At 74.9% G+C, this 11,435-nt stretch carries 9 protein-coding genes; 6 read left to right on the top strand and 3 right to left on the bottom strand.

Annotated elements, in window-relative coordinates; all coding sequences use genetic code 11:
• From RIF68_RS13535 to RIF68_RS13525, 3 genes are all read left to right on the top strand, one after another.
• Window positions 1-1,080: alkaline phosphatase PhoX (locus RIF68_RS13535; RefSeq protein ID WP_309051472.1), on the top strand; the 1,080-nt coding region annotated here is incomplete at its 5' end.
• Window positions 1,081-1,147: 67 nt separating this feature from the next.
• On the top strand, window positions 1,148-1,840 hold the full coding sequence (locus RIF68_RS13530; RefSeq protein WP_309051471.1) for a GntR family transcriptional regulator: 693 nt from the start codon (window positions 1,148-1,150) through the stop codon (window positions 1,838-1,840).
• 205 nt (window positions 1,841-2,045) lie between these two features.
• Entirely contained in the window at window positions 2,046-3,065 is a 1,020-nt protein-coding gene (locus RIF68_RS13525) for a 1-aminocyclopropane-1-carboxylate deaminase (protein ID WP_309051470.1), read from the top strand.
• Between the two features lie 19 nt (window positions 3,066-3,084).
• Here the strand turns inward: RIF68_RS13525 and RIF68_RS13520 are convergent, their stop codons facing one another.
• Window positions 3,085-4,314, bottom strand: coding sequence for a TerD family protein (locus RIF68_RS13520; RefSeq protein WP_309051469.1), 1,230 nt, complete (start codon window positions 4,312-4,314; stop codon window positions 3,085-3,087).
• Window positions 4,315-4,464: 150 nt separating this feature from the next.
• On the opposite strand from RIF68_RS13520, the gene RIF68_RS13515 reads away from it, so the two are divergent.
• Window positions 4,465-5,442 carry an AraC family transcriptional regulator gene (locus RIF68_RS13515; protein WP_309051468.1) on the top strand — a complete coding sequence of 326 codons (978 nt, stop codon included), beginning with the start codon at window positions 4,465-4,467 and terminating at the stop codon, window positions 5,440-5,442.
• A gap of 216 nt (window positions 5,443-5,658) precedes the next feature.
• Here RIF68_RS13515 and RIF68_RS13510 read toward each other — a convergent pair whose 3' ends face one another.
• Window positions 5,659-6,468 (bottom strand): NAD(P)-dependent oxidoreductase, encoded by an 810-nt coding sequence (locus tag RIF68_RS13510; RefSeq protein ID WP_309051467.1) that lies wholly within the window; start codon window positions 6,466-6,468, stop codon window positions 5,659-5,661.
• 269 nt (window positions 6,469-6,737) lie between these two features.
• On the opposite strand from RIF68_RS13510, the gene RIF68_RS13505 reads away from it, so the two are divergent.
• Window positions 6,738-7,670, top strand: a complete 933-nt coding sequence (locus tag RIF68_RS13505; protein ID WP_309051466.1) for a 5-dehydro-4-deoxyglucarate dehydratase — start codon at window positions 6,738-6,740, stop codon at window positions 7,668-7,670.
• Window positions 7,667-8,803 (top strand): hypothetical protein, encoded by a 1,137-nt coding sequence (locus RIF68_RS13500; protein ID WP_309051465.1) that lies wholly within the window; start codon window positions 7,667-7,669, stop codon window positions 8,801-8,803. The genes RIF68_RS13505 and RIF68_RS13500 overlap by 4 nt, the downstream gene beginning before the upstream one ends.
• A gap of 58 nt (window positions 8,804-8,861) precedes the next feature.
• Here the strand turns inward: RIF68_RS13500 and RIF68_RS13495 are convergent.
• A partial coding sequence (locus RIF68_RS13495) for a SpoIIE family protein phosphatase (RefSeq protein ID WP_309051464.1) occupies window positions 8,862-11,435 on the bottom strand: 2,574 nt, incomplete at its 5' end.

The following is an 11,435-nucleotide window of genomic DNA, read 5'->3' as shown; positions in this document are numbered from 1 at the left end:
CTCAAGGGCCCGCGCTCCCGGTGGACCCACCCGGTCCCGCTCACCGAGGGCCTCGTCTACGACCCCGCCGCGGCGGGCGGCTGCACCGTCGTCGAGGTCCACCGCGACGGCACCGTCGCCGAGTGGGTCGGCATCGCCGGCACCTCCACCAACTGCGCCGGCGGGCGCACCGCCTGGGGCACCTGGCTCACCTGCGAGGAGAACTCCGACCTCGCCGGCGTCAACGGCATGACCAAGGACCACGGGTACGTCTTCGAGGTCGACCCGTACGACCGCCGGGCCAACCTCGACCCCCGCCCCGTCAAGGCCTTCGGCCGCTACGACCACGAGGCCGTCGTCATCGACCCCCGGCGCGGCCACGCCTACCTCACCGAGGACGCCGCCAAGCCCAACGGCCTCCTCTTCCGCTGGGTGCCGCCGCGCGGCTTCGAGCACGGGCGCGGGAAGCTCCGTACCCTCGCCGACGACGCCGGTGTGCTCCAGGCCTTCCGGTGCATCGACTCCCGGGGCCGGTTCGTCGACGACCTCTCGCGGGCCACCCGGATCGGCACGGTCTACGGCGTCGACTGGGTCGACGTGCCCGACCGGGACGCCCGCACCACCCCCGTCCGCGAGCAGTTCGGCCCGGACCAGGTGACCCGCGCCCGCAAGCTGGAGGGCATGTGGTGGGCCGACGGCGGCGCTTACGTCGTCTCCTCCTACGCGCGGCAGGAGTCCCCGGGCGCCTCCCACGACGGCCAGGTCTGGTTCTACGACCCCAAGCGCCGCACCCTCACCCTCAAGGTGCTGCTCGGCGTGAACGCCACGCCCGAGGAGGACGGCGCCTACGACGGCCCGGACAACATCACCGTCTCCCCGTACGGCGGGCTCGTCATCGCCGAGGACGGCGAGGGCGTCCAGCACCTCTTCGGCGCCACCGAGTCGGGCCGCACCTACCCGATCGCCCGCAACGACCTCAACGACAGCGAGTTCACCGGCGTCGTCTTCTCGCCCGACGGCGACACCCTCTTCGCCTGTGTCCAGAATCCGGGCATCATGGTGGCGATCACCGGCCCCTGGCGGCGCCAGCCGCGCCGCTGAACGGCCGCGCGGACCAGGGACGTTGGACCCTGGTCAGTCCATGGACCGACATTTAACATGTCAGTCCATGGACGCACTGCGGCCCGTGGGCCGGACCCTGCTGCGCGACCGGGCGTACGAGTCCCTGCGCGAGGCCATCGTGCGCGGCGATCTCGCCCCGGGCGCCCCGCTCAAGGACGCCGACCTCGCCGAACGGCTCGGGCTCTCGCGTGCCCCCGTGCGCGACGCCCTGGCCCGGCTCTGCGACGAGGGGCTCGTCGAGACGAAGCCGCAGAGCTACACCCGGGTCACCCGGCCGGTCAGCCGGATCGTGCGCGACGCCGCCTCGGTGGTGCGGGTGATGCACGAACTCGCCGCCAGGACCGGTGTGCCGCTCCTCGGCCCCGAGGGCATCCGGACCATGCGCGAGGCCAACGAGCGGTTCTCGGCCGCCGTCCGGGACTCGGACGTCGAGACCGCCCTGGCCGCCGACGACGCCCTCCACCAGGTCCTCGTCATCGCCAGCGGCAACCACGCCGCCGCCGCCACCATCGCCCGCTACACCCCGCTGATCCGGCGCGTCGAGCGGCGCCTCTTCGGCGACGCGGGCAGCTGCGGCTCCGCCGAACTGCACACGCGCCTCATCGACGCCTGCGAGGCGGGCGACGCGGAGGCCGCGGTGCGGGTCACCACCGAGATCTGGGCGGCCCTCGAACAGCTCGCGGACGAGGCCACCGAGGTCGCCGACGTCACCGGCATCCCCGCGCCCTCGGCGCCGTAGGCCGCTGCGCGCACCCGGGGCGCCGCCGGCCCGCCGCCGCGCCCCGGAGCCGTCCCCCCGCTCCTGCGCCGCCGCCCCGGCCCGCCGGGGCACGCCGCCGGAGCCGTACCCCGTTCCTCCGCGCCGCCGCCGGAGCGCCGGGACCGCCCGTCCCCCGTGCCCGGGAATCCGTCCGCGGCCGGCCCTCCAATCCCCGGGAGACCCCTTGCCGATCACCGATTTCGACCGCTGTCCGCTCCTCTTCGGACCCTCGCCGGTCCACTCCCTCGACCGGCTCACCCACCACCTCGGCGGGGCGACGCTGTGGGCCAAGCGGGAGGACTGCAACTCCCCGATCGCCTACGGCGGGAACAAGACCCGCAAGCTGGAGTACCTCGTCGCCGACGCCCTCGCCCGGGGCTGCGACACCCTCGTCTCCATCGGCGGCGTGCAGTCCAACCACACCCGCCAGGTCGCCGCCGTCGCCGCCCGCGCCGGGCTGTCCTGCGTGCTCGTCCAGGAGAGCTGGGTCGACTGGCCCGACGCCGTCTACGACAAGGTCGGCAACATCCTGATCAGCCGCCTCGCGGGCGCCGACGTGCGCCTGGTGAGGGCCGGCTTCGGCATCGGGGTCAAGGAGAGCTGGGAGCGGGCGCTGCGGGAGGTCGAGGAGGCCGGCGGGAAGCCGTACGCGATCCCGGCCGGCGCCTCCGACCATCCGCTCGGCGGCCTCGGCTTCGCCCGGTGGGCCTACGAAGTGGCCGAGCAGGAACGGGAGCTCGGCGTCTTCTTCGACACGGTGGTCGTCTGCTCGGTCACCGGCTCCACCCAGGCCGGCATGGTCGCCGGCTTCGCCGCGCTCGCCGAGGAGGGCGGCCCGGCCCGCCGGATCATCGGCATCGACGCCTCCGCCGAGCCGGCCGCCACCCACGAGCAGATCACCCGGATCGCCCGGGACACCGCCGCCCTCATCGGCGTCGAGCGCGAGGTGACGGCCGCCGATGTGGAGCTCGACGAGCGGTACCACGCGGGCGTGTACGGCGTCCCGGACGAGGCCACCCTCGACGCGATGCGGCTGGCCGCCCGTACCGAGGGGATGGTCACCGACCCCGTGTACGAGGGGAAGTCGATGGCGGGCCTCATCGACCTGGTGGACCGCGGGGAGATCGGCCGGGACTCGACCGTGCTCTACGCCCACCTCGGCGGCCAGCCCGCCCTCAACGCCTACAGCGCCCTGTTCTCGTGAGGGAGGTCGGCCGCCTCCGTCAGAGGGACTGGGCGGCCGGCTTCACCATGCCCCGGACGGTGCGGGACTTCACGAACTCGCCCATCGCCGTCATCTCCCACTCACCGGAGAACTGCTTGATGAGCTTGGCCATCATGACGCCGGTCTGCGGCTCGGCCGTGGTCAGGTCGAAGCGGACCAGCTCCTCGCCGGTGGCCGCGTCCATGAGACGGCAGTACGCCTTGGCGACCTCGGTGAACTTCTGGCCGGAGAAGGAGTTCACGGTGAAGACCAGGCCGGTGGCCTCGGCGGGGAGGCGGCCCAGGTCGACCACGATCACCTCGTCGTCGCCCGCGCCCTCGCCGGTGAGGTTGTCGCCGGAGTGCTTGATCGACCCGTTCAGGATGGACAGCCTGCCGAAGTAGCAGCTGTCCAGGTGGTTGCGCTGCGGCCCGTACGCGATGACGGAGGCGTCCAGGTCGATGTCCCTGCCCCGGTAGGCGGGCTCCCAGCCGAGGCCCATCTTGACCTGGGAGAGCAGCGGGCGTCCGCCCTTGACCAGGGAGACGGTCTGGTTCTTCTGGAGGCTGACCCGGCCCTTGTCCAGGTTGATCTTTCCGGTGGCCGCGGTGGCCGCCGGGGGAGCGGCCGGGGCCGGGGGAGCGGGGGCGGCGGCCCGCGGGTCCACCGGGGGAGCCGCCGGCGGGGCGGGCGGCACCGGCGGGGCGGCCGGTGTGACGGGGGCCGCGGCGGGAGCGGCGGCCGGCTCCTCGTCCACGCTGACGCCGAAGTCGGTCGCGATGCCGGCGAGCCCGTCGGCGTACCCCTGGCCCACGGCGCGGGCCTTCCAGGCGCCGTTGCGCAGGTAGATCTCGACGACGACCAGGGCCGTCTCCGTGCCCAGACGGGGCGGGGTGAAGGTGGCGAGCACGGTGCCGTCGTCGGCGTTGCGCAGGGTGGCCGTGGGCTCGATGCCCTGGAAGGTCTGGCCGGCGGCGTCCGGGCTGGCGGTGACGACCACCCTCTCGACGCCGGCGGGCAGGGCGCCGGTGTCCACCACGATCGCGTCGGGCGCGGTGCCGCCGCCGCCCCGGTAGGTGACACCGGGGCCGGAGGGCTGGTTGTAGAAGATGAAGTCGTCGTCCGAGCGCACCTTGCCGTCGGCGCCGAGCAGCAGGCCCGAGACGTCGAGCCGGACGGGCGCGGCGACGTCCACCGCCACGCGCACGGCGGTGAGAGGGATGTTCGAGCCGGGGGTCATAGCGGTCATGTCAGGGCTAACGATCCGGGCGCCTTTGCCGTTCCCTTACCTTCGCCGTTTTCGGCCACCCCGGTGACGGCCGGTCGTGGCCCGGGTCGGGCCATCACGGGCATCCCGCCGTTCCCGGTCACGTCCGTCATATGAATATTCTTTCGGATCGTGGGTGTGGTGGGTGGGAGCTCTTTTCGGACACGTGACGTCGACGAGGCGCGCCAGGAACTGGACGCGCGCTACTACGTCAGCCGGATGGCGGTCGTCGAACGGGACCGGCGTCCCTTCGCCGCGCGCTTCGACACCGTCGCCCTGGGGCCGCTGGTCATCGGCGACCTCAGCTGCGGGGCCGACGTGCGCATGAGCTTCGGCGAACTGGGGGCGTACCACGTCAACGCGCCACTGAGCGGGCGCATGGAGATGCGCCAGGGCGGGGCGGGGCCGATCGTCGCCACGGCGGCCGAGGCGCTGCTCCTCGACCCGGCGGGCGAGACCTTCCTGGACCGCTGGACCGGGGACTGCCGGACCCTGTCGGTGAAGGTCGGCGCGGCCGAACTCCGCGACCGCCTGGAGCGGCTGCTCGGCACCCCGCCGCGCGGCGCGCTCACCTTCGCGCCCCGCCTGGACATCTCGCGCGGCCCCGGCCTCAGCTGGGTGCGCTTCGCCCGCCAGGTGGCGTACGAGGCCCTCGCCGGCGACGGCCTGGCCCGGCACGAGCTGGTGGCGCGCCCCTTGCAGGAGGCGCTGCTCAACGGGCTGCTCCTTGCCGCCGAGCACCCCTGGCGCGAGGCCCTGGCCCACCCTGGCGAGCCGCGCCGCCCCGCCCCGGTCAAGCGCGCCATGGACGCGGTGCGCGAGCGCCCGGAGCACCCTTTCACGACCACCGAACTCGCCGCGCTCGCCCGGGTGAGCGTGCGCCGCCTCCAGGAGTCGTTCCGGGAGTACGTGGGGATGTCCCCGATGGCGTACGTGCGGGAGGTCCGGCTCGACCGGGTGCGGGAGGAGCTGCGGGCGGCGGCGCCCGGCGAGGTGAGCGTGGGTGAGGTGGCCTGGCGCTGGGGCTTCACGCACCAGGGCCGGTTCGCGGCCCGCTACCGCGAGAAGTTCGGGGAGCCGCCGTCCCTGACCCTGCGCGCAGGGCGCTGACCCAGGGGGTGTGCGCCCCGGCGTGCGCGCCCGCGCACCCACTGGTCGCGTTATCCGGACAGGGGTCGCGTTCCGCGGATCGCGATGATCTTCGCGGGCGCCTACCGTGAGCGGGTCCGGTCCGCCAGCGCGACCGTGACCCGGGCCCCGGCCGGATCCCCCCGTATCGTCCGGCCGGGCCTGAGTAACCACCCCCGCGCCGGCCGCGCGCCGGGCTCAGTGCGGCCAGCGCGGCGGGTTCACGCAGAAGTGGCCGCCCAGGTACAGGTCGTCGGCGCTCCCGGGTTCGGGCAGACCCTTCTCGGCGATCAGCTTCTCGGCGAACTCCTCGGAGTCGTCCTGCGGCGCGTAGCCGAGCGCCCGGGCGGTGGAGAGGTCCCACCAGGCGCGGGTGTTGGCCGAGGAGCCGTACACCACCGTGTGGCCGACCTCCCCGGCGGTGAGCGCCGCGTGCAGCAGCCGGGCGCAGTCGGCCGGACTCAGCCACATGGAGAGCATGCGCACCGAGGTGGGCTCGGGGAAGCAGGAGCCGATGCGGACGGAGACCGTCTCCACCCCGTGGAGGTCCCAGTAGAGCTGGGCCAGGTCCTCACCGAAGCACTTGGAGAGGCCGTAGAAGGTGTCGGGCCGGTGCGGGGTGTCCACGGGGACGGGCGGTTCGCCCTCGCGGGGGCGCCGGGTGAAGCCGACGGCGTGGTTGCTGGAGGCGAAGACGACGCGCGGGACGCCCTCCTCGCGGACGGCCTCGTAGAGGTGGTGCAGGCCGGTGATGTTGGCGGCCACGATCTTCTCGAACTCGGCCTCCAGGGAGATGCCGGCGAGGTGCACGACGGCGTCGGCGCCGCGGACCGCCTCGCGCAGGGCCGCGCGGTCCGCGAGATCGGCGACGATCGCGTCCGGGGCGCCGGGCACGGGGACGGCGTCGAGGAGGCGGAGCTCGTATCCGTACGCGGGCAGCAGCTCCCGCATCAGCGTGCCGACGCCGCCGGCGGCGCCGGTGAGCAGGAGGGTACGGGGTGCGGGCATGGAGCGGGTCTCCTCCGTCGAGCGGTCGTGGGATGACGGGTGCGCCGGAAGGCCGGTGGGCCGTGCGCGGGTGAAAGGGCGCCATTCTGAGCGACATTCACATCCGTGGACACGCTAGGGAGCGGGCCGACGGGGCGTCAAGACTCGGTGATACGGCAGGTTCGCTCCTTGACCGGCCGATCGGGGCTGTTCTAGCGTGCGAGAGGTCAGCGTTCATGCATATGGATGACAGTCATAAACGTGCACGACGGACTTCCCTGGGAGCGCCCGTGACCACTGCCCCGCTCGCCGACCGGCTCGACGGCCTGCTGTTCTTCCCCGTCACCGCCTTCGGACCGGACGGCTCCGTCGACCTCGACACCTTCCGGGCCCACGTCCGGGCCGGTGTCGAGGCGGGCGCCGCCGCCGTGTTCGCCTGCTGCGGCACCGGAGAGTTCCACGCCCTCACCCCCGAGGAGTTCCACTCCTGCGTCGCCGCCGCCGTCGAGGAGACCGCCGGCCGCGTCCCCGTCGTCGCCGGCACCGGCTACGGCACCGCCCTCGCGATCCGCTACGCCCGGCTCGCCGCGGAGGCCGGCGCCGACGGACTCCTCGCCATGCCCCCGTACCTCGTCGTCCCCGACCAGGCGGGCCTGCTCCGCCACTACACCGAACTCGCCGCCGCCACCCCGCTCGACGTCATCGTCTACCAGCGGGACAACGCGGTCCTCACCCCCGCCACCGCCGTCGCCCTCGCCCGCACCGACGGCGTCGTCGGCCTCAAGGACGGCCTCGGCGACCTCGACCTGATGCAGCGGATCGTCAGCGCCGTCCGCTCCGAGGGCCTGGACCTGCTGTACTTCAACGGCCTGCCGACCGCCGAACTCACCGGCCCCGCCTACCGGGCCCTCGGCGTCCACCTCTACTCCTCCGCCGTCTTCTGCTTCGCCCCCGACCTCGCCCTCGCCTTCCACCGCGCCCTCGCCTCGGGCGACGAGCCCACCGTCCGCCGGCTCATCGACGGCTTCTACCGGCCCCTCGTCGAACTCCGTTCCCAGGGCCGCGGATACGCCGTCTCCCTCGTCAAGGCGGCCGTCCGGATGGGCGGACTCGACGTCGGCCCCGTCCGGCCCCCGCTCAGCGAACCCGCCCCCGCCCACCTCGACGCCCTCGCCCGCCTCCTCGACGACGGCCGGGCCCTCCTGAAGGAGACCGGCGCGTGAGAACCGGAGCCTTCCTCTACCCCTGGGACGTGGACGGGGACCCCGCCGCCCCCGACCTCCTCGCCGGCCTCGGCCTGGCGCAGGTCACCCTCGCCGCCGCCTACCACTCCACCCGCGCCCTCAGCCCCCGCCACCCCGCCCACCGCGTCGTCACCGCCGAACACGCCGCCGTGCTCTACCCGCCGGACCCCGCCCGCTGGGCCGGCCGCGCGCTGCGCCCCTTCCCGGCCGGCGACTGGGCCCCCGGCGACGCCTACGGCCGGGCCGCCGAAGCCCTCGCCGCCACCGGCCTGGAGGTCCACAGCTGGGTCGTCCTCGCCCACAACTCCCGCCTCGGCGCCGAACACCCCGAGACCTCCGTCGTCAACGCCCACGGCGACCGCTACCCCTGGGCCCCCTGCATCGCCCGCCCCGACGTCCGCGCCCTCCTCGTCGGCCTCGCCGCCGAGGCCGCCGTCCGCCCCGGCGCGGCCGGCACCGAACTGGAGTCCTGCGGCTGGTACGGCCTCGCCCACCTCCACGCCCACGACAAGACCTCCGGCGTCCCCCTCGGCGGCGACCGCGAGCAGTACCTGCTGTCCCTCTGCTTCTGCCCCCACTGCCGCGAGGGGTACGCCGCCGAGGGCGCCGACCCGGAGGAACTCGCCGCCGCCGTGCGCCGCGCCCTCGCCCCCGTCTGGTCCGGCACCGGCCCCGCGGGCGGCCTCGGTGACCTGGAGGCCCCCGCCCTGGCCTGGCGCGCCCGGACCGCCCGCTCCTTCCAGGAGGCCGCCGTCGCCGCTGTGCGGGCCGCCGCCCCGCCGGGCTTCCGCGTCCTGCTGCACGCCGACCCCGACCCGTACCGCTGCGGCGCCGACGCCGGCACCGACCCCGCCCACGTCCTCGGCCTCGCCGACGGGGTGGTCGCCCGCCCGCCGAAGGTCGCCGCCTTCGCCGCCCACGCCCGCCCCGGCGGCGTCCTCGCCGCCAACCTCCCTGTCGTCACCGGCATGGGCGGCGCCCCCGCCCGGCTGACGGCGGACGCCGGGCGGGCCCGGGCCGACGGCGCCACCGAACTCCGGCTCTACCACGCGGGACTCGCCTCCGACGAGGACCTCGCGGCCGTCCGCACCGCCCTGAGAGAACTCGGCTGATCCACCGGGCCCGGCCGCACGAGGCCGGGCCCGACCGCACCAGGCCGCGCTCCGCGCCTCACCAGGCCAGGTCCTCCAGCGCGTCCAGGTCGGGCGCCGGCACCTCCGGTTCGGCACCCCCCGGCCCCACCGACAGCTCCGCCCAGATCGTCTTGCCCCGGCGGCCGTACCGGGTGCCCCACCGCTCCGCGTACTGCGCCACCAGGTACAGGCCCCGGCCGCCCTCGTCCGTCGTCGCCGCGTGCCGCAGGTGCGGCGAGGTGCTGCTGCCGTCCGACACCTCGCAGATCAGCCGCCGGTCGTACAGCAGCCGCACCCGCACCGGATCCGCCCCGTACCGCACCGCGTTCGTGATCAGCTCGCTCAGGATCAGCTCCGCCGTGAACGCCAGACCCTCCAGACCCCAGTCGGCCAGCTTCTCCGCCGCCGCGTTCCGCACCGGCGACACCGCCGACGGGTCCCGGGCCACGTCCCACTCCGCGATCCGCTCCCGGTCCAGCAGTCGGGTCCGCGCCACCAGGAGCGCGATGTCGTCCCGGGGCGCCGGTGACAACAGGGTCGCCAGGACGTCCGCGCAGGTCTGTTCCGGGCTCCGGTCGGGCGAGGCCAGCGTCGAACCCAGCAGCCCCAGTCCCGTGTCCAGGTCCCGGCCGTGGTCCTCCAGCAGGCCGTCCGTGTAGAGGACCAGCTTGCTGCCCTCCGCGAGCCGCAGCTCCGTCGCCTCGAACGGCGCGTCCCCGAGCCCCAGCCCCAGCGGCAGTCCCGGCGCCAGCGCGGGGAACTCCACCCGCCCGTCCGGACGCACCACCGCGGGCCCCGGATGCCCCGCGCTCGCCATCGTGCACACCCCGGACGCCGGGTCGTAGATCGCGTACAGACAGGTCGCGCCGGTGATGCCCTCCTCCCGCCGCCGCCCGTTCCCGCCCTCCGCCTCCGCCGCCCCCTGCTCGTCGATCCGCCCCGTCAGCTCGTCCAGGTGACCGAGGAGTTCGTCCGGCGGCACGTCGAGGGTCGAGAAGTTGTGCACCGCCGTCCGCAGCCGCCCCATCGTCGCCGCCGCGTGCAGCCCGTGCCCCACCACGTCGCCCACCACCAGCGCCACCCGCGCCCCCGGCAGCGGGATCACGTCGAACCAGTCGCCACCCACCCCCGCCGTCGCGGGCAGGTAGCGGTACGCCACCTCGACCGCGTTCTGCTCCGGCAGCACCCGCGGCAGCAGGCTCCGCTGCAGCGTCACCGCCATCGCGTGCTCGCGCGTGAACCGGCGGGCGTTGTCGATCGCCACCGCCGCCCGCGCCGCCAGCTCCTCCGCGAACGACAGATCCTCCTCCCCGTACGGCTCCGGGGTGTCCGCCCGCCAGAAGTTCGCCATCCCCAGCACCACCCCCCGGGCGAGCAGCGGCACCGTCAGCAGCGAGTGCATCCCGTACGCCAGCGCCTGCGCCGCCCCCTCCGGGTCCTGCGCCCGCCAGCCCTCCGCCGACGCCAGCTCCGTCTCCACCACCGCGTGACCCGTCGCCAGGGCCCGGGCCATCGGCGTGCTCGGCACCTGGAACCGCACCATGTCCCCCACCGGCTGCAGCGGCTGCTCCGGCCGCAGCCCGCTCAGCGCCGTCCGCCGCATCTCCGCCGCGCCCGCCTCCGCCGGCGGCGGTTCCTCCCCGCGCAGCACCGGCTCCAGGAGCTCCACCGTCACGAAGTCCGCGAAGCGCGGCACCGCGACCTCCGCCAGCTCCTCGGCCGTCCGCACCACCTCCAGCGTCGTACCGATCCGCACCCCCGCCTCGTACAGCAGCTGGAGCCGGCCCCGCGCCACCGCCGCCCGGCCCGAGAGCGCGGCCAGCTCGGTGGTGTCCCGCATCGTCATCACGCTGCCCGAGGCGGAGCCGTCCGGGACCGTGGACCGCACGCTCACCGCGAGGAGCCGGTCACCCGCCCGGTGCACCTCGTCCGTCGCCGTCCGCCCCGACTCGAGGAGCTCGACCGTGCGGGGGTCCAGACCCAGCTCGGAGACGTGCCGGCCCTCTGCCTCCGCGCCCAGGCCGAGCAGCCGCCGCGCCTCGTCGTTCGCGAGCAGCAGCCGCCGGTCCGCACCCACGATCAGGACGCCCTCGCGCACCGCGTGCAGCACCGCCTCGTGGTGCTCCTTCATCCGGGTCATCTCCGCCGGACCCAGCCCGTGCGTCTGCCGCCGCAGCCGCCGGCTCACCAGGGCCGCCCCACCCACCGCGAGCACCAGGGCACCGGCCGCCGCACCCGCCAGCAGCGGCACCCGGCCCTCCACCGCCTCGGCGATGCTCTCCACCTCGATACCACTGGTGACCATGCCGACGATCCGGCCCCGCTCGTCCTCGATGGGCACCACCGCCCGCACCGCGTCGTTCGGAGCGCCCCGGAACAGCTCCGTGAACGACTCGCCGTCCACCGACGCCCGGAACAGGTCGCCGGTGGCCCGGCGGCCGATCAGCGACGGGTCCGAGTCGGTGTACCGGCGCCCCTCGGTGTCGAGGACCGCGATGAAGTCGACGCCGGTGGCCAGCCGCGTCCGCTCCGCCCGGTCCTGGAGCACCTTCGTCGGATCGGGCGAGGTCACCGCCTCGTCCACCCCCGGCGCCTTGGCGAAGGCCTCCGC

Origin of the sequence: Streptomyces sp., from assembly GCF_031178505.1 — a bacterium.
GTDB classification, from domain to species: Bacteria; Actinomycetota; Actinomycetes; order Streptomycetales; family Streptomycetaceae; genus Streptomyces; species Streptomyces gulbargensis.
The sequence above is the reverse complement of the archived record's forward strand: the minus strand, read 5'-3'. Positions and strand labels throughout refer to the sequence as shown.